This is a genomic window from Bacillus nitratireducens (assembly GCF_001884135.1).
In the GTDB taxonomy this organism is placed as follows: Bacteria; Bacillota; Bacilli; order Bacillales; family Bacillaceae_G; genus Bacillus_A; species Bacillus_A nitratireducens.
On sequence record NZ_MAOC01000091.1, the window covers coordinates 295,394 to 313,246 of the forward strand.

The 17,853-nt window shown below is 34.7% G+C and carries 21 protein-coding genes; 6 read left to right on the top strand and 15 right to left on the bottom strand.

Translation table 11 applies throughout. The annotated features are described in order from the left end of the window. Positions 1-36: 36 nt before the first annotated feature. The 8 genes from BAU23_RS26365 to BAU23_RS26400 form a co-directional block, all read right to left on the bottom strand. Positions 37-621: a TetR/AcrR family transcriptional regulator gene (locus BAU23_RS26365; protein ID WP_016130041.1), complete on the bottom strand. Its 585-nt coding sequence runs from the start codon at positions 619-621 to the stop codon at positions 37-39. A 212-nt stretch (positions 622-833) separates the two neighbouring features. Continuing rightward, a complete protein-coding gene (locus BAU23_RS26370; protein WP_071735498.1) occupies positions 834-2,450 on the bottom strand; it encodes an FAD-dependent oxidoreductase in 1,617 nt (538 codons plus the stop codon). A gap of 419 nt (positions 2,451-2,869) precedes the next feature. Beyond that, positions 2,870-3,229, bottom strand: a complete 360-nt coding sequence (locus BAU23_RS26375; protein WP_016130043.1) for a 4'-phosphopantetheinyl transferase superfamily protein — start codon at positions 3,227-3,229, stop codon at positions 2,870-2,872. Continuing rightward, positions 3,222-4,148: a DMT family transporter gene (locus BAU23_RS26380; protein ID WP_001180997.1), complete on the bottom strand. Its 927-nt coding sequence runs from the start codon at positions 4,146-4,148 to the stop codon at positions 3,222-3,224. The genes BAU23_RS26375 and BAU23_RS26380 overlap by 8 nt, the downstream gene beginning before the upstream one ends. A gap of 78 nt (positions 4,149-4,226) precedes the next feature. Continuing rightward, positions 4,227-4,547 carry an ArsR/SmtB family transcription factor gene (locus BAU23_RS26385; protein ID WP_000432919.1) on the bottom strand — a complete coding sequence of 107 codons (321 nt, stop codon included), beginning with the start codon at positions 4,545-4,547 and terminating at the stop codon, positions 4,227-4,229. A gap of 133 nt (positions 4,548-4,680) precedes the next feature. Beyond that, on the bottom strand, positions 4,681-5,874 hold the full coding sequence (locus BAU23_RS26390; RefSeq protein ID WP_000214187.1) for an aminotransferase class I/II-fold pyridoxal phosphate-dependent enzyme: 1,194 nt from the start codon (positions 5,872-5,874) through the stop codon (positions 4,681-4,683). Between the two features lie 98 nt (positions 5,875-5,972). Beyond that, positions 5,973-6,245: an acyl carrier protein gene (locus BAU23_RS26395; RefSeq protein WP_000186169.1), complete on the bottom strand. Its 273-nt coding sequence runs from the start codon at positions 6,243-6,245 to the stop codon at positions 5,973-5,975. A 128-nt stretch (positions 6,246-6,373) separates the two neighbouring features. Further along, positions 6,374-6,655, bottom strand: a complete 282-nt coding sequence (locus tag BAU23_RS26400) for a hypothetical protein (protein ID WP_000968549.1) — start codon at positions 6,653-6,655, stop codon at positions 6,374-6,376. 333 nt (positions 6,656-6,988) lie between these two features. Between BAU23_RS26400 and BAU23_RS26405 the strand changes: the two genes are divergently transcribed. The 3 genes from BAU23_RS26405 (at position 6,989) to BAU23_RS26415 (ending at position 9,470) form a co-directional block, all read left to right on the top strand. Further along, positions 6,989-7,237, top strand: coding sequence for a hypothetical protein (locus tag BAU23_RS26405; RefSeq protein WP_000578779.1), 249 nt, complete (start codon positions 6,989-6,991; stop codon positions 7,235-7,237). Between the two features lie 357 nt (positions 7,238-7,594). Further along, entirely contained in the window at positions 7,595-7,750 is a 156-nt protein-coding gene (locus BAU23_RS31065; protein WP_079999286.1) for an IS3 family transposase, read from the top strand. Between the two features lie 253 nt (positions 7,751-8,003). Then, positions 8,004-9,470: a protein adenylyltransferase SelO gene (locus BAU23_RS26415; protein WP_071735499.1), complete on the top strand. Its 1,467-nt coding sequence runs from the start codon at positions 8,004-8,006 to the stop codon at positions 9,468-9,470. 178 nt (positions 9,471-9,648) lie between these two features. Here BAU23_RS26415 and BAU23_RS26420 read toward each other — a convergent pair whose 3' ends face one another. Then, positions 9,649-10,578 carry a hypothetical protein gene (locus BAU23_RS26420; RefSeq protein WP_131802519.1) on the bottom strand — a complete coding sequence of 310 codons (930 nt, stop codon included), beginning with the start codon at positions 10,576-10,578 and terminating at the stop codon, positions 9,649-9,651. A gap of 250 nt (positions 10,579-10,828) precedes the next feature. On the opposite strand from BAU23_RS26420, the gene BAU23_RS26425 reads away from it, so the two are divergent. Continuing rightward, positions 10,829-11,923, top strand: coding sequence for a response regulator aspartate phosphatase (locus tag BAU23_RS26425; RefSeq protein ID WP_002066505.1), 1,095 nt, complete (start codon positions 10,829-10,831; stop codon positions 11,921-11,923). After that, entirely contained in the window at positions 11,920-12,108 is a 189-nt protein-coding gene (locus BAU23_RS26430) for a Phr family secreted Rap phosphatase inhibitor (protein ID WP_002137631.1), read from the top strand. The genes BAU23_RS26425 and BAU23_RS26430 overlap by 4 nt, the downstream gene beginning before the upstream one ends. A 348-nt stretch (positions 12,109-12,456) precedes the next feature. Here the strand turns inward: BAU23_RS26430 and BAU23_RS26435 are convergent, their stop codons facing one another. From BAU23_RS26435 to BAU23_RS26460, 6 genes are all read right to left on the bottom strand, one after another. Further along, complete coding sequence (locus BAU23_RS26435) at positions 12,457-13,062, bottom strand: FMN-binding negative transcriptional regulator (RefSeq protein WP_071735503.1); 606 nt, start codon at positions 13,060-13,062, stop codon at positions 12,457-12,459. Positions 13,063-13,203: 141 nt separating this feature from the next. Next, complete coding sequence (locus BAU23_RS26440) at positions 13,204-13,731, bottom strand: GrpB family protein (RefSeq protein ID WP_000813598.1); 528 nt, start codon at positions 13,729-13,731, stop codon at positions 13,204-13,206. Positions 13,732-13,754: 23 nt separating this feature from the next. Next, a complete protein-coding gene (locus tag BAU23_RS26445; protein ID WP_001172056.1) occupies positions 13,755-14,102 on the bottom strand; it encodes a DUF4260 domain-containing protein in 348 nt (115 codons plus the stop codon). 39 nt (positions 14,103-14,141) lie between these two features. Further along, positions 14,142-15,110 carry a bile acid:sodium symporter family protein gene (locus BAU23_RS26450; protein ID WP_000865829.1) on the bottom strand — a complete coding sequence of 323 codons (969 nt, stop codon included), beginning with the start codon at positions 15,108-15,110 and terminating at the stop codon, positions 14,142-14,144. A 4-nt stretch (positions 15,111-15,114) separates the two neighbouring features. After that, positions 15,115-16,506: an FAD-binding oxidoreductase gene (locus tag BAU23_RS26455; RefSeq protein WP_000406964.1), complete on the bottom strand. Its 1,392-nt coding sequence runs from the start codon at positions 16,504-16,506 to the stop codon at positions 15,115-15,117. 171 nt (positions 16,507-16,677) lie between these two features. After that, positions 16,678-17,076 (bottom strand): DUF2871 family protein, encoded by a 399-nt coding sequence (locus BAU23_RS26460; RefSeq protein ID WP_000737900.1) that lies wholly within the window; start codon positions 17,074-17,076, stop codon positions 16,678-16,680. Between the two features lie 255 nt (positions 17,077-17,331). On the opposite strand from BAU23_RS26460, the gene BAU23_RS26465 reads away from it, so the two are divergent. Further along, positions 17,332-17,835, top strand: coding sequence for a GNAT family N-acetyltransferase (locus BAU23_RS26465; RefSeq protein ID WP_000636218.1), 504 nt, complete (start codon positions 17,332-17,334; stop codon positions 17,833-17,835). Positions 17,836-17,853: the final 18 nt, after the last annotated feature.

The window sequence follows — 17,853 nt, forward strand, 5'->3', positions numbered from 1 at the left end:
TTTCCTGATTGAAAGCCTTATATGATACGAAGTTCTTTACTTTTGAAAAATACCACGCGCAACAATTTCCCATGACTTTTGAAATTCTTCGTTTATCTTCTCTTCTTTCCATCGCTCAGAAAAAGCAGGATGATAAAACGATGATAGGAGTCCAAAAATCGTATGCGCTAAAAATAAACTGTCTTGTTTTTCAATCTCGTTACGCTCTATCCCTTGATTTATAACCTTTTCCAGTTGCCTAACTAATCTTTCTTCGTGTTTTTGGATAACAGCATTCTTTTGCTGCACTAACGAACTATTCAATGTAAATAGCTCTTCATTTTCCAGTAATTCTTTCTTTTTAAGTTGGAACAAACATAAGAACCACTCTTGTAAAATCACTGCTGTTTCTCCGTCTTTTCCACTAATTTTCTCAAGTTGATCTGAATACTTTAATAACCATCTTTCCAAAATAGCGTCGCGAAGTGCTGCCTTACTACGAAAATAGGAGTATAAAGCTGCATGACTAACATCAAGGGATTTCGCAATACTAACAAGCGTCGTCCTACTCCATCCATATTTAATCAATTCCTTTTCCGCTGCATCCAAAACAACATTTCTCGTTAATGCTTTTTCTGTCATTTTTCTCACCGTCCACTTTATTTACATAATAAAATTAGCTTCTGTTATTTCAACAACTTACATTTTTTATTATTTGTAAGTTACAATCAAAAAAATTCATCTTTCAAGTAGGTTATAAGATTAGCACATCCGCTTACAACTTACAATATTTTTTTTTGTAAGTTGTAAGCAATAAAACCACCGCTTTTGAAATACAAGCGGTGGTTTTATATTTAATTACATAATAAACGATTCATTATCTCTTCAAGTAATATACCCGGCTTTACTACCTCATTTTCCGTACGCCATCCAATAAATCCATCTGGTCTTATTACTACCGCTCCTCCATTTTCTATCCCGTATAATTTTCTAAAATAGTTACTTTGATCGATGAAATCACCAGTTAAACCCACCTGATACACTTTTATCTTTACTCCTAATCCGGATGAAACAACATTTGCAGCTTCAGTCCAAGTACTAGGCTCTGCTCCAGTAAGTAACACAAAGTTGCTACCAAATAGATCAAGTACAGAAACTTCTTTTCCTTCATAAGTTCCCCAAAAATGTGGCGCACGCGTTCCCGGGCGTCCGTTCAAATCAACTATATTCATTCTATGCGGTGTGTTACACTCGTCTATAATTGCTTCTGAGCAATACTGATAACCAGCAGTGACAGCTAAACTATCCATATTACTCAAATTACCTTCTTCTCTGCCCGCAGCACGAAATAATATACTACTCGCATGGTCCGTCGTTAATTTTGCAACAGGATATCTCTCGTCATGATACGTTTCTAACAATTTTGGATTTGCTTTCCCTTTTATAACAGCCGCTAATTTCCAAGCTAAATTATGCGCATCTTGTATTCCTGTATTTGAACCAAATCCTCCTGTTGGCGGCATAATATGTGCTGAGTCACCAACTAAAAAGATGCGATTGTCCTGAAATTTTACCGCTGTACTTTCACTCGCTTCCCATGGTAAAACACTTAATATTTCTGGCTTAATATCCATACTTCCAATTGCAGTTTGAATAATTTGCTTACAGCGTTCTATAGAGAAATCCTCTGGTTGCTCCCCTTTTAGTGGATCATAAGCTACATGATAAATCCATTTACTTTCGTTATCGACTGGAATAAGCGCGCCAATTACTTTTGGATGTCGTATCATAGTAAAACCGAATGCGTCTCCTTTAATACATTCACTTAAATCTGCTTCAAAATATATGTTCATATAATAACCACCGATTGTACCACGGCCCTCGGTTGAAATACCTAACTGTTCACGTATTTTACTTTTCGCTCCATCTGCTGCGATTACATAATCACAATAAATAGTACTCTCTTCCTTCGTTTCACAATCTCGAATAACCGCTATTACTCCGTTCTCATTTTGCTCATAAGAAACCAGCTCATGATAAAAAGATAGCTCTCCGCCTAACTTTTGCGCGTATTGTAACATCATCTCTTCTAAAGTAATTTGATAACAAGCAGTTTGTTTTGATGGGCTAATCTCTTCCACTTTACGAACTAAATTTTCGTTATTTTCATACTGAGCCGCCCTTATTTGTTCCAGCTCTTCATTATTTACCTCAGCTATTGTTTGAACCGCAATTCTCCCGTGACAATTCTCTAACGCTTTACCAGCTAATCTAATCCTTTTTTCTAGACCTAATTCTCGAAATAATTCCATCGTACGAAAAGTGATTCCACCTGCTTTCGGATGAATCGCAGTAGACGGATGCCTTTCTATAAGCACATAATCAATGTTATGTTTTGCAAGAAATAATGCAGACGATAATCCTGATAATCCCCCTCCAACAATTAAAACTGGTACATGTTTCGATTTCATACATTTTCCCTCCACATATATTCTTCTGAGCTCAGTGACATAAATATAATCAAAAAAACAACAAAAATATAGACTTATATTTCATTTTGAATTATCATATAGATAGATTACGCCCCAAATTTCTTTTTTCCTTTTATACATCTACAACTATGAGGACTGTGTATGAATAAAAGGAAAAAAACAAAAAGAGCCTTCGTTATATGAACTGTATCCCGAATCATGGACACTTAAAAAAGCCCCATGATTCGGGTTTTTTGTGTATTTTTATCAAAAAACCTCGTTATAATGGAACCAACGATAGAAATGAGGTACGGAGAATGAATGATGCATTGACTTTAAGTTAATTAGATTGATAAGAAAAAACCTATGCCCATGCATAGGTTTTTTCTTCATTTCCTTCTATTATAATAGTAGATTAATTACGCAAAATGAGTATCAGTCCAAATTACTTGTGATATCACATTCGTACTGTTTCTTGTCACATCAATATGAAATTGATCTTCTGCCGTAATGTGACAGGTTTGTCTTGCTGCTGCGCTAAAATGTATTTCGTATTTTCCATCAATGTTTATTATCTCTATATCTTTCCACATCGTGTTCTTTTGAAAGCCAGTACCGATTGCCTTTACTGTCGCTTCTTTGATACACCACATAATAGAATAATTGATGTAATTTTCTTTTGCCCACAGTACTTCTTGCTTTGTAAATAGCTTTTGAAGTGCTTTTTTATTCTTCCATCTTTCAATCTCTGTAATATCGATGCCTATTCCTTTAATCATTTAAAGCGACTTTCTTGCTTTGATTTGCCGATTTTGCAGTCGCGATATATACACCGATTAATACAAATAACATACCGATTACTTCTTTCCAACTCATGACAGAACCATAGAATACGACAGAAATTAAAGTCGTAACGATTGGTGTAAGGTTCAGATACATGCTCGCTTTGCTCGCCCCGATTTGCTCTACACCTTTATTGAAAATAATATATCCAACGAGCGTACCACATACAACCATATAAAACATTTCTAACCAGCTTTGTGCAGACATACTAGGTACTTTGTCCCAACCCCCTTCATATAAGGAAGAGATTGCTAGGAAAACAGAGCCCATAACAGTCATTATTGTCGTAGCAAATAATGGTGAAACGTCTTTCATGACAGCTTTCCCTACTAAACCATATATAACGCCGCATGCTAGAGCTGCTAAAAACAATAAATCCCCAACATTAAATGCTAAGGAAAGTAACATATCAAGAGATCCTTTTGTAATCACGATAATAACACCGACTAAAGATAGTACTAAACTGATTCCAACTTTACTGTTCCATTTTTCATTTAAAAAAAGAATCGAACCTAGTGTAACGAAGATTGGCATGGTTGCAATAATTAATGAACCATTGATAGCGGACGTATAGTGTACACCTAAAAAGAATAGAGCGTTATAGCCGAAAATACCAGTTAACGCAACGAGTAATAGTCCTTTCCATCCTTTCTTGATAGAAGCCATATCCCATTCCGATTTAATTGTTAAATACACCATAAGGATGACACCTGCGATACCGAAACGAAGAGTAGCTGCGACTAATGGCGGGATTTCAGTTACAACATGTTCAGCTGTCGAGAAGGAACCGCCCCAAAACAAAGGAACTAGTAGAAGTAAGAAATAAATCTTGTTTGATTGGTTTTGATTTTGCATCTTTGTACCTCCTAATTAGTTAAATTTGTAAGTTTCGTGTTTACAGGTTCAAACTTATAAACTTGTTATACAAAAAAATTAATATCCTGCTTCAATCGCAGATACTAATTCTTTCATATAAATAACGAAATTACTGGTTGTCAAAGAATAGTATACTTCTTTTCCGTGTTTCTTTGGTCTAACCAATTCTGCTTGCTTTAATATTTTTAAATGATGTGATACTGCAGGTCTAGAAATTGACATTTGTTCTGTTATTTGAGTTACATTTAAACCATCGGTTTTAAGTAAAATCATGATAATTTGTTGCCGATTTACATCGCCCAATGCTTGGAAAATGGGAGTCGTCAAATTGAATTGTTCAAGAATGTTTTCTCTGTTTTTGCATTCGTAATTTTCCATGATTCGCATCCTTTTTAATAAATATATTTATAATGATACCATCAGCGCGGGGTTAATGCGGTAATGTTGCTGATGGTATCCCAACTATTGTAAGTATATCATCTTTTCTAACAATAGTTAGTAAATATAGGAATTAAAATTTGAAAACTTCTTTTGCTTCTATTAATAGGTCCACAACTTTTTGGCATTCTTCAAGGGAGTGGCTACTTGTAACACCAATACGTAAGCGCCCTTTATTTACTGGTACACCTGGTGAAATGAATGCTGCTGTAAATAGTCCTCTTTCCATTAACCATGATGTAACACTCGCTGTTTTTTTGTCGTCGCCGACTAAAACAGGAACAATTTGACTAACCGTATCTAGTAAATTAAAACCATTCTCTTGTAGTTTTTCGATTAGGTAAGAAGAATTTCTCCATAGGTCTTCTCTTAATTGTATGCCGTGTTCTTCCATATATGTTAAAGATGCAAGTGATGCGGCAGCAACTGCTGGTGTTGAACCTCTTGAACTCGTATATGATGGTGCATAATATCTAATGGCACTTTCGATTTCTTTATTTGTAACAATAAATCCACCAACACTACCTACAGCTTTACTCATTGTTCCTACGACAATATCTACTTGGTCTAAAACACCAAAATGTTCCGCTACACCTAAACCATTGGGCCCTACAACACCAAATGAATGTGCTTCGTCAACCATGACAATTGCGTTATATTCTTTTGCAAGCACACAGATTTTATCTAACGGAGCATAATCTCCATCTGCGCTGAAGAGGCCATCGACTACGATGATTCTTTTTCCTTTATCCATGCTTTGTTTTAAGATTGATTCAAGCTTCTTTACGTTATTATGAGGGAAAGATCGGATTTGTGCACCTGATAACTGGCTCCCCATAAAGATGGAGATATGATTTAATCTGTCATTGATAATAACATCATCTGGACCAGCCATTACCGTTAACACACCGATATTTGCAGTCATTCCTGAAGGGAAGATAATACCAGCTGGCTTATTATATAATTTCGCAAGTTTGTTTTCTAATTCATTATGGATCGTTGTATGACCACAAAAGATTTGTGCACCATATGTATTTGTACCGAAATTTCGAATGGCTTCAATAGATTTTTGTTTTAAGTAATCATTTTGTGACAAACCAAGATAATCGCATGAACCAAACATTAACATTTTACCGTTTTCTTTTGTCGTAATGTAGTTGTCAGTTGTGGATTCAACTGTTGGGAAGAACGGATAAACGCCTTCTTTCTTCCATTCTTCGAATTTCTCTACATCAAATCGTGTACGCGTATCAACTGTAGTCGTCATCTTATTAACTCCTTCTACGAATCATAATTTTCTTGCATATTGACTTTTATTTTAAAATCTGACTATTAACTTAAAAGAATTATAACAAGTTTAAACTTCTAAACTTGTAAACATGTATAAACTGCTTTAACTAATTCGTTAACAGTGGGCTTTGATTCTTTAGGGTTTAAGTGGTCTTCTACTTCCAGCTCTTGATCAAATTCATCTTGTAGTACAATCATAATTTCTGCAAACAATAATGAATCCACATCTAGATCTTGTAAAGTTGCATCTAATGATACTTCATCTACTGAAGCTTCTTCCTTGATTACATTCGTGATTACTTCCTGCACTTGTTCATAAGTAAATTTTGTTCCTGTTACGTTTGTCATAACGCACAACCTTTCCATATTTTGTATTTTTTCTACAATTAGAAGTTTATTCCAAAAATCAAGAAATGTAAATAAGTTTTTCCGAAAAAATATTTTTTATTTTTAGAATTCTTAATGTATTCATTCTTCTAAACACGGACGAAATCGTTGGTGCATTCGAATTGAATATACTCTTGTTTTTGCAGCAATTTCTCATGTATTTGCTTTAATTCTGACGCATACGAACTGTCTATTAACATAAAAAGTTCTGTTAAATGAATCATAATCTCGATATCTGATAAGATCGTTTGCAGCTCTTTCTCAACCTGCTCCTTTTCTCCACAGTCTTCTAGTTTAATAAACTCGTATGTACAAAATTGCAATTTCTCGTTTAGGTTCTGTATAAAACACTTGGTTTTTGCATCCATCATTCTCACCCCACCTTCTAATACGCATGAGGATTCATAAGAGTATATTCAGATATTGGGAATTATGTGTATAATTCTAACACAAAAAACTAAAACACGTTACATATAATAACAATATTATCCATAAATTTACAACATTTTTCCTTTACTTTGTAATATTTTTGTATGTTTCTTGTAAGCAGAAGCGCAGTATAGACTTTCTTACGTAAGGTAACAGGTCATGGTTTCTGTTATGGATAGATCGCCACAAAATTTTTTCGAAAATGAGAGGTAAACGAAAATCCACAAGGAAAAGGTCCTAGCCAAATCTTTTTAGAGAATGGGTTTGACTTAGCTGTGATTGGTGAGAAGAAACCAAAACAATGCTTGAAACGTTGGCGAAGAACCTTTGAACAATTTGGAGAGGAAGGCTTTTATACAGAACACTGTGGGAAAGGAAGTACGGGACGCCCTTCGGAAAAACCCCTCTCTCCTGATAAAAAATTAAAGAAAGCGGAAGTACGTATTTCGTTTTTAGAAGCAGAATTGACATTCCTAAAAAAGTTAGACGAACTCGCAAGGCAGGCGTTACAGAAGAAGCGTTAACAGCACGAGAAACATACACACGATTCCAATTCCCACGTATGGTGCGTTACCTTTGCATACTGACTGGGATAAGTCGGAGTGGATACTATGCGTGGCTCCATCAGACAGATAAACAGCTGCAAAAAGAACGCAACGATGAAACAGATTATGAATGGATATCGTCTATCAAACATTAGATAACTTGGAAGAGAGATTAGGAGAAGTCATTCATACTGAAGCGCTTCTACATTCAGACCAAGGTATTCATTATACACACCCTGAATTTCAAAAACGTGTAAGAAAAATCGGGATCAGACAGTCTATGTCCTGTAGGGGCAATTGTTTAGACAATGCACCATTGGAACCTTCCTTGGTCATATGAAAGATGAATTAGATTATAAAGATTGTCAAACCTTTGAATCCCTTGAGCTCAACATAAAGAATTATATGGAGGAGTATAATTCTAATCGTTATCAGTGGACATTAAAAAAGATGGCTCCGATCCAATATCGGAACCACCTTTTAAGTGCTTGATTTTTCAGGGCTTTTTTATTAAAATATCCATTTTATAGGGTACAGTTCAATATAACGAAGGCTCTTTTTGTTTTTATGACAGTTAAATGGACACAATGCAGTGAAGTCCTTACAATAGATTTCAAGGGGATAATTCACAATAAACGTATAATATTTTTAGTTAACCTCACACAGAATACATATAAGTACAAGAAAATAATTAAAAACCAATTACAATTCAAATTTCAAAAATACACAAAAAGGAGGAGATACGATGACTAATAAAAACGAAACTGGTTGGAATTTAGAGAGTAGTTATACTGACCTGCCCAAATCATTTTTCACCGAAATCCCCCCAACTCCTGTACACTCACCGGAGTTAATTAAACTAAATAATTCTTTAGCAATATCTCTTGGTTTTAATCCTGAGGAACTAAAAAAGGAAGCTGAAATTGCTATTCTCGCTGGTAATGCAATTCCAGAAGGAACTCACCCGCTAGCTCAGGCGTATGCTGGGCACCAATTTGGTCATTTCAACATGTTAGGAGATGGTCGTGCCCTTTTAATTGGGGAACAAATTACTCCTTCAGGCGAACGGTTTGATATTCAATTGAAAGGTTCCGGTCCAACTCCATATTCGCGCCGTGGTGATGGCCGCGCTGCACTCGGTCCGATGCTACGTGAGTATATTATTAGTGAAGCGATGTACGCGCTTGATATTCCAACTACTCGCAGTTTAGCAGTAGTCTCAACTGGCGAACCAATCTATCGCGAAACGAAATTACCTGGAGCAATTTTAACTAGAGTAGCAAGCAGCCATATTCGCGTCGGTACTTTTCAATATGCCGCAGCTCGTGGATCAATCGAGGATTTAAAAGCTTTAGCCCACTATACGATACAAAGACATTATCCAGAAATTGAGTCTCATGAAAACCCGTATGTCGCATTACTACAAGAAGTTATTAAAAGACAAGCAAGCCTTATCGCCAAATGGCAACTCGTCGGCTTCATTCACGGCGTAATGAACACTGACAATATAACGATTAGCGGTGAAACGATTGATTACGGTCCGTGTGCCTTTATGGATAGTTATAACCAAGGAACAGTATTTAGCTCTATTGACACACAAGGCCGTTATGCATACGGAAATCAACCATACATGGCTGCATGGGATCTCGCACGTTTAGCTGAATCTTTAATACCAATACTACATGAAGATGAAGAAGAAGCACTAAAAATTGCACAAGATGAAATTTCAAAGTTCAGTGTGCAGTACGAAAATAATTGGTTCCTCGGAATGAAGAAGAAATTAGGACTATTCAGCAATGAAGAACAAGATCAATCATTTATTGAGAAACTTTTAAAAGCAATGGAAAAATATAAAGCAGATTATACAAATACATTCCGTGCATTAACTGACAATATATTAGAAAATGCACCTTTATTTGAAAGTCCTGAATTTAAAGAATGGTACGAGCTATGGCAATCCCGGTTAGAAAGACAAAAAGAATCACAAGATGATGCCTACAAGTTGATGAAAAATAACAATCCAGTAATCATTCCTCGAAACCACAGAGTAGAAGAAGCACTAGAAGCAGCTGTTAAAAATGGAGACTATAGCGTAATGGAGAAACTTCTTCAAGCTTTAGCAAATCCTTATGAATATTCTCAAGAACAAGCGGATTACTGCACGCCTCCAGCGCCGTCGAATCGTCCTTATCGTACTTTTTGTGGGACGTGATTGTTTAATATGTAAAAAGGTGTGTTCATACAAATTGTGTGAACGCACCTTTTTTATACATTTTCCATGAAAGTACTTTTCAATCAAATATTCTTGTTTAATTTTAGAGGCTAATTTAATGAAAGTCACTTTAAACCTAGGATCGCTTCCACAAAGGCTTTTAAGTCATTATAAAAACCTATAATTGCAAATATAAATTATAAATAGGCCATTTATGTACTTCCGATTGTTGTCCATCATCCATCCTATTAAAAATTCTACTCGCTTGCTGTTTCAATCCTAAAATCACATTTGCAACAAACTTTAACTGTGGATTATCTGTAGTTTCTAATAAATCATATAAATAGTTTTCTTCTTCGCTTTCTAACTTTTGATTAATTCTCTTTTGAATTTGCTTATCATGTTGACTTTCAATCAAATCTTCCAAAAGCCTCTTTGCTAATTCAAGATACGCTATATTTCCACATTCATCATACGTAGAAATTAAATCCAATGCAATTTGATTATTTTCCATTAATCCTTTATCATGTCGTTTATTATCAAAAGATTTTTTATATGTTTCAAAGTTAAAATTAGTTAAGGACAATAAATCTTCTCTAATTTTATATACAGCATATATGCTAACATTATTATAAGTATCTTTATTAGGGTTAAACTCTCCTGGGTTTTTAGGAATAAATGCCGCCAATCTCTGAAAGATTTTTTCATCAAACATATTATAAAACATATTATCTTTTTCATCTTTGAATAATAGTAAGGTAATATATTCTGATAATTTTAACCTTAGGATTATTTGGCCATCTATTTTTGATTCGCCACTAATTAATTCATATTTTTGTTCTCGAAAAATATTGCAAATACCGGTAAATAAATCATCCAAATTTTCTTTTTCATCAAATACATAATCGCCTGAAATACCAATTCTCTCACAAGTCTCGAGTAAATCTTCATACTGTTTAATTTCCTCACAAATGGTATTAAATTTTTCTACCTTATTTATCGAAGCTCCTATCTCATATATTTCTGAAGGGAATTTTTTATTCTCTAAAATATATTTTAAAATTTTACATGCTTTTATATATGAATTTATACTTGTTAACCTTTTCATATTAAATTTTCCCGTTTTCATCTTCTTAGAAATCTCAAAGATTAGTGTATTTTCAAATTCAATATTCAAATCATTTTTTGATTCTGTAATATGGTATCTAACCTCTCTTAAACTAAAGGACAGAATTCCTCAACATTTATTTAATAGTAAATCCATTAAACAAATGTTGAGAAATATAAAACATCATTTCTAAATATTGTTATTTTTGATACTATATTTTATAAGAATATTCAAAAAGTGAGGGGATTTCATGAACGTTCAACTACAAGGTAATGAACAAATTACGAAATTATTTAATGATTGGTATTTAGCTATGCTTAAACAAGATGTGTCTCAGGCGACAAACTTAAAACATGAAATTGAGGAAAAGGAACTAAACTTTGAGGAAGATGAAAACTTAGCATTATATCATTCCTTACTAGATTTTCGATATAAAGTTTTAGTAGATAGTTTAAGCATTTCAAAAGATAGTTTTGATAAAATAGATTCTTACGTAATCTCATCTAATCACCCACTGTCTTACTACTATCATTTCTTTAAAGGCATTTATGCAACTTTAACCACAGACTATAACTTAGCTAGCGAACATTATGAACAGGCTAAATTATTATTAGTAAATAACACTGATAATCTAGAGCAGGCTGAATTTTATTATCGGATGGCTATTTTCCATTATCACTTTTACCAACCAATTGAATCTATTGAATATGCGACAAAGGCTAAAGAGATTTTCAATAAACAAGCTGGCTACGAAGTTAAAGTTGGATTATGTAAAAATACATTAGGTGCCTCATTTGTATATTTAAAACAATATGAACAAGCAGAAGAGCAATATAATTCAGCAATACACCTTTTACAAAAATCCGATGAAAAAGAATTAATTTTAAGTGTACGTAATAATTTGGGTTGGTTATATGCCAGTCAAAACCTCTCCACACTCGCAATACGTCACCTATCAGAAGTAACTGAAAAGAGGCCTACACATTTCAAAGCTCTCTTCTTACAAGCAAGAGAACACTCTAAACTAGATGAAACAAGTATTGCTGAGGGGTTAATCCAAAAAGGATTAAAAATTTGTATGGAATTAAATAATGAAGAATATATATATCATTTTAAAATTCTAAACGAAATAAATAATAATGTTCCTTCTGAAGAATTAGAAACAATTATTCTTAAAGGAATTACGTATTTCGACAAAGAATTATTATATAACTACACTCAAGAATACTCAGAAAAATTAGCTGTTAAATTTTATGGTGAAAATAACCACATTAAGGCAAGCGAATATTTTCATAAGGCGTTACAGGCAAAAGAAAAAACATTTGAGAAAGGGGCATTGAAATGATTAAAAAAATTGGCTCTGTTTTTTTAGGACTATCTGTTTTCGGTATTTTAGCTACTGGTATTCATAGTTCAATTACATACCAAGCGGGTCATGCTGATCTTCCTGCACCACAAAGACCTGACTTTGTTCAATCTGTTGACGTAAGTAAAGACTACAACTCAACAACAGCTGTAAAAGCGCTTTAAAAACGAAAGACCTTCCATTAAGAAGGTCTTTTTTAAATGCACTTATTTAGTTAATGTAATCGAATATTTCTTCATACAGGGCTTTCCATATGCCTCCGACGGGATTCGAACCCGCACTCCTTTCGTAAGCATAGGCTAAGGGGAACACGCTTCCCTACGGAATTTCACCGACAGGAGTTTCACCTGTCTCAGCTTATTTGCTTTTCGGTGCTTCTGAAACCTTCGCCTTGCGACCCGGTTCTACACTGTTTTCCGGCGCTCTTCCCTTCTAGAGCTACGGAGGCAGTTTTTCTTTCAAGTAAAAGATATTTCTACAAAAATAGAAATATCCCTTTGCTTCATATGAAATCACTCTATTTCTTTCATCAAATCAGCAATCCCCCTACTCCCCTCACTACCAACTTTCTCAAGTTCCTCCACAACTAATTTCCGTCTTTGCCCAGAATGATTTTGACTTAACTTCGCTTTTCCTTCTATTTTATTTATCTTTATTTTAAACCCAACTATTCCCTTACTTAATCCTCCCATATAATTCGGGTCTACATCATTAAGTGAGTACGTGCTCTGTGGATCTTCATATTTATGTACTAAATCTTGAAGAGAATCTATTAATTCCTGTTCATCTTCAACAATTTCCAACTCTCCATATACATGGACCGCAACATAATTCCATGTTGGTACTGCATTGTTTGTTTCATACCATGACGGCGAGATGTAACTATGTGGCCCTTGGAATATAGCGAGTACTTGTTGATTTCCACTATCTTTCCACTGTTCATTCGGACGTGCGAAATGGCCATGTAAAGTTAGAGTCTCCCTATTTAATAACAACGGTAAATGCGTTGCATATGGTTCCCCGTTATGTTGAGAAAATAATGTCGCAAAGCTATTTTGTTCAATTATTTCGTAATTCATCTCTTCATCTTGTATTGCGAAATATTTTGGTATGTACATAAGCTCCCTCTTTTCCAGTCTTTTCTATTTTATTTCCTATTATATTTAGTAATCGCATCAATCAACAGGGCCAGATTGTATTTGTTTTACAATGGCAGCCTTCTATTTCAAAAAAATAGGCAGCATGTACTCCATGCCGCCTTAGTTCATTTGCCCCAATATATTTGTAATAAATGCTGTCTTACCTTCATTATAGCTAGCTCGATTTTTTGACGCTCTTGCTAACTCTTCTTTTAAGCTTCCATATTTAATAGCAACTTCGGTATGTTCACGAAGGTAATTACGAAAAGCTACATGTCTCCTCAACTCTTCACTATTCTTATCACACACATATAGATGATGTTCCATCCAAACTGTACTTTCCCCGTCCCACGGAACGAAAGCGTCCTTTCTGCCAAACGCCTCTCTCCCATTAAAGCTCCATTCCGCTTGATGATAGTACCCTATCGTTTCAAGCTTTTTTACTACTTCAGGAAAAACTTCATAATCTTCTATTACAATATCAATATCTAATATTGGTTTTGCTGCAAGTTCTTTAACAGATGTACTCCCAACATGCTCAATGGACAAAACAAGTTCTTTTATTACATTGTTAATGAGCGATTGTAGTTTATAAAATTCATTTTCCCATTTGATGTTATATTCTTCGATAGTAATTCTCTGTTTCAATGTATCCCTCTCCTCAAAAGCAATTATAACCTTTGAATATGAGTATCCTTAAAATCTGTCTCATATTTCAATCCATATCCAAACATTCGATCCATTCCAATGTGCGCTGTCCATATTAAACCAATCATTATAACGGAATCTACCTTAAAATAGACACCTATGATAGCAATTAATATGGATATAATATATGTGTGACATATATTATAAATTTTAGCACCAACATAATTATTTACACCATACGCTAACATTGATAAATCCGGCGCTAAAAGGAACACAAAAAATATAATCCAACTAAATTCATATACTGAATACGCATAAATCGTGGCTACCAAAACAACTAGCCCTTCAAAATGTACAATACGTTTTTGCATTTTTTATCATTCCTCTATTTCAACTAAAAGGTTGCTCTCCTATTTTTCTATATTTACCGATAAATTTTCATCACTGAAAGATTTCTTTGCATTTTTTGACCAGATTGTTGCTAAAATTGGCCCTGCAATGTTATGCCACACTGCCGCTAATACACTTGGAAGTGCCGCCGCTGGTCCAAAATGTGCTGTTGCCAGCGCAACACCTAATCCTGAATTTTGCATTCCTACTTCTATTGAAATAGCTCTTCTTGTACCTTCGTCTAGTCCAAGTACGAACGCTGTTATATATCCGAGCAAAAAGCCAAATGCATTATGGAGCATAACTGCAATAAAGATAAGAAGTCCCGAAGAAGTAATACTACTTACATTGGCTGAAACCACCGCTGAAACTATAATGATAATTGCTAAGACCGATATTAAAGGGATAACAGTCATTCCTTTAGTAACAGTTTTAGGGAAAAACTTCTTCACTAATAATCCTAAAATAATAGGTATGATAATGACTTGTACGATAGAAAGAAACATAGACATAGGATTCACTGGCATCCATTGTCCTGCAAGTAATAATAAAATGAGAGGTGTAGCAATTGGCGCTAATAAAGTTGATAGTGACGTCATTGCAATAGACAACGCTAAGTTTCCTTTTGCTAAATAAACCATAACATTTGATGCAGTTCCACCCGGTACAGAACCGAGTAACACTAATCCAGCCGCTAATTCGGCTGGTAACTTCATAACGTAGGCTAGTACGTATGCGACAAGTGGCATAATAATAAACTGAGCACATACACCGATAATAACTGGCAATGGTTTTGTAGCAATGATTTTAAAATCAACAGCCTTTAATGTTAATCCCATCCCAAACATGACAACTCCAAGTAAAATCGTTATGTAACTAGTTAAACCTAGAAATGGTCCAGGAATGAAATATGCAATAGCTGCAATACAAATAACCCAAAATGCAAAATACTTTCCAGCTATATTACTTATCGCTTCTAGTACTTTCACCCAATCATCCCCTATCCTTCAATTGAAAAACTTTATTCGGATTCAAAATGTTTTGCGGGTCAAGAGCTTTCTTTATTTTCTCCATTACTAAAAGCGCAGCCCCATGTTCTTCTTCTTGATACTTCTGTTTCCCTATCCCAACGCCATGCTCTCCTGTGCACGTTCCACCACGTTTAAGAGCATACAGTACGATACTTTCGTTTATTTCGTCCCCTTTTCTCACTTCATCTTTATCATTTGGATCAATCATTAATAGCACATGGAAATTCCCATCTCCTACATGGCCAAGAATACCACCAACAAGACCTACTTTATCTAATGTCTCTTTCGCATGTTGGATTGCACCCGCTAATTCTGAAATTGGTACACATACGTCTGTACTCATAAGCTTTTTACCAGGATAGCTATGAACGTAAGAGTACGCTAGATTATGCCGTGCATCCCATAATTTATTTCTCGCCGCAGTTTCCGTTTCAAAAACAACTTCTTTACATTTATGATCAAAAACAATTTCCTTCGTAAATTCAATGTCTTGCTTTAGCCCAGCTTCATTACCGTGAAACTCTAAAAACAATGTAGGCTCTTCTCTGTAACTTGTTTCATTATAATGATTTACTTGTTTCATAGATAATTCATCTACAAGTTCAATTCTCGCAATTGGAATACCCGCTTGCAGTATATTAATAACAGCTTCTACCGCATCATTTATAGTTGGAAACGATGCTCTCGCAGCCATAACATGTTCTGGTATGCCGTATACTTTTAATGTTAACTCTGTAAAGCATCCAAGCGTACCTTCTGATCCTACGAAAATTCCATTTAAATGATAACCTGATGATGACTTCGCTGCTAAATTTCCAGTATGTATTACTTCCCCCTCAGCAAGTACCACCTCTAAATCACGAACTTGATCACGCATAACTCCATATCTCACCGCTGTCGTTCCGCTTGCATTCGTAGCAGCCATTCCACCTAACGTTGCATCTGCACCTGGGTCTACACTAAAGAACAGACCGTACTTTTTCAATTCTTTATTGAGCTGAGAGCGTGTCACTCCCGGTTGTACCTTCACTAGAAAATCTTTCTCTCTTATTTCAAGTATTTTGTTCATTAATGAAAAATCAACTGTAATCCCCTTTTCATAAGGAATTATATGACCTTCTAAACTAGAACCTACCCCAAAAGGAACGACAGGTTTTTCATGCTCACTCGCTACTTTCATTATCCTACTGACCTCTTCGGTCGTCTTCGGAAAAACAACTACATCAGGTAAACTACTAGTATGATAAGATTCATCTTTACTATGTAACTCTCTTACTGTCTTATTCACAACTACTCGATCTTCGGGAAGTACACCCCTTAATTCATTTACTAAACGCTCTACCGTTATTTCCATCGTACACTCTCCTACTTTCTACAAATTAGAATTACAAAATATGTTAACTATTTTATACATAATAATCCGAAAAATTAAATAATTCAAGTTTTACATATATAAAATTCGCTTCCTACTGTCAAATAAACAAAAAGAACTTGCACTAATTAGTGCAAGTTCTTTTCAATAAAACTATATTTTAAATGACTTTTTTATTAACAACATAAACCAAATTAAAGTAACTGCCATCAACGAATGAGAAAACCCTACAATATAAGTTAACCCTTTAAAGTCCGCTCCATTTAGCTGAAGGAGCCCTCTCGCTGCTAGCGAACCTAACATTAAAGTTAATGCAATATTATGTAAAACAAACCACTTATTAAAACTTTTCGCTTCATGAAACGCGAATACTTTTGCTAATCCTAATGCAATTAAAAAGAAGAAAAAGCCAAGTACAAGTGTATGTGTATGCAAAAGATTTAACAAAGTAGATCCTACAATCCCCTTATACTTTCCATACTCCCTAGCGAAAATTCCTGATAGTAAACCAATAATTAAATACGTAAACGATGCATTATATAATTTCTTCATTATGTACCTCCTTAAGTAGAATGTGTAGTGCGTCATATTTAGTAATAATGATAGTTACATAGTAAAAACTCCTAGTTTCCTAGGAGTCATTGTATAAGCATCTCACTCTTTACAGTCAATCCTAATTATAAAATATCCTTTTATACAAAACAATCGAACTTTATGTGAACAAGCAGGGCTCTATTAAAATATGTTGCGCTTTTGTGTTACACAATCCATACTAATTATTATAACTTATAAAGGTGGTGCAATAGATTGATAGTTCTTGAAACTGAACGACTCACTCTTCGTTGGTTCGATATACAAGATGCTCCGTTCATTCTTGAGTTAGTAAATGATCCTGCATGGATTCAGTTTATTGGTGATAAAAGGGTTAAAAACTTAGAAGATGCAAAAAATTACATCTTAAACGGACCTTTCGATATGTATAATAAAATGGGCTTTGGTCTTTACTTAGTTGAACGAAAAGAAGATCTCACTCCACTTGGCATGTGCGGCCTTATTAAAAGAGATTCATTAGAAGATGTTGATATCGGCTTTGCCTTTTTAGAAAAATTCCGTTCGAAAGGGTACGGCTATGAATCAGCTGCTGCGGTAATCGAATACGGTGTACATAAGCTAGGTATGAAACGAATTGTAGCAATTACTTCTATAGATAATGCTGCTTCAGGCAATCTGTTAGAAAAAGTAGGATTGCGATTCGAAAAAATAATTTCAGACTCCGGAGAAGATCTAAAATTATTCGGGTATAACGCATAACAAAAAGGTCGCCATTCA

What these genes read in the sequence shown, in the direction of transcription:
- BAU23_RS26365 (WP_016130041.1), bottom strand. Translation starts at nt 621, where the DNA reads ATGACAGAAAAAGCATTAACGAGAAATGTTGTTTTGGATGCAGCGGAA.
- BAU23_RS26370 (WP_071735498.1), bottom strand. Translation starts at nt 2,450, where the DNA reads ATGAAATCGAAACATGTACCAGTTTTAATTGTTGGAGGGGGATTATCA.
- BAU23_RS26375 (WP_016130043.1), bottom strand. Translation starts at nt 3,229, where the DNA reads ATGATTAAAGGAATAGGCATCGATATTACAGAGATTGAAAGATGGAAG.
- BAU23_RS26380 (WP_001180997.1), bottom strand. Translation starts at nt 4,148, where the DNA reads ATGCAAAATCAAAACCAATCAAACAAGATTTATTTCTTACTTCTACTA.
- BAU23_RS26385 (WP_000432919.1), bottom strand. Translation starts at nt 4,547, where the DNA reads ATGGAAAATTACGAATGCAAAAACAGAGAAAACATTCTTGAACAATTC.
- BAU23_RS26390 (WP_000214187.1), bottom strand. Translation starts at nt 5,874, where the DNA reads ATGACGACTACAGTTGATACGCGTACACGATTTGATGTAGAGAAATTC.
- BAU23_RS26395 (WP_000186169.1), bottom strand. Translation starts at nt 6,245, where the DNA reads ATGACAAACGTAACAGGAACAAAATTTACTTATGAACAAGTGCAGGAA.
- BAU23_RS26400 (WP_000968549.1), bottom strand. Translation starts at nt 6,655, where the DNA reads ATGATGGATGCAAAAACCAAGTGTTTTATACAGAACCTAAACGAGAAA.
- BAU23_RS31065 (WP_079999286.1), top strand. Translation starts at nt 7,595, where the DNA reads ATGAAAGATGAATTAGATTATAAAGATTGTCAAACCTTTGAATCCCTT.
- BAU23_RS26415 (WP_071735499.1), top strand. Translation starts at nt 8,004, where the DNA reads ATGACTAATAAAAACGAAACTGGTTGGAATTTAGAGAGTAGTTATACT.
- BAU23_RS26420 (WP_131802519.1), bottom strand. Translation starts at nt 10,578, where the DNA reads ATGAAAAGGTTAACAAGTATAAATTCATATATAAAAGCATGTAAAATT.
- BAU23_RS26425 (WP_002066505.1), top strand. Translation starts at nt 10,829, where the DNA reads ATGAACGTTCAACTACAAGGTAATGAACAAATTACGAAATTATTTAAT.
- BAU23_RS26430 (WP_002137631.1), top strand. Translation starts at nt 11,920, where the DNA reads ATGATTAAAAAAATTGGCTCTGTTTTTTTAGGACTATCTGTTTTCGGT.
- BAU23_RS26435 (WP_071735503.1), bottom strand. Translation starts at nt 13,062, where the DNA reads ATGTACATACCAAAATATTTCGCAATACAAGATGAAGAGATGAATTAC.
- BAU23_RS26445 (WP_001172056.1), bottom strand. Translation starts at nt 14,102, where the DNA reads ATGCAAAAACGTATTGTACATTTTGAAGGGCTAGTTGTTTTGGTAGCC.
- BAU23_RS26455 (WP_000406964.1), bottom strand. Translation starts at nt 16,506, where the DNA reads ATGGAAATAACGGTAGAGCGTTTAGTAAATGAATTAAGGGGTGTACTT.
- BAU23_RS26460 (WP_000737900.1), bottom strand. Translation starts at nt 17,076, where the DNA reads ATGAAGAAATTATATAATGCATCGTTTACGTATTTAATTATTGGTTTA.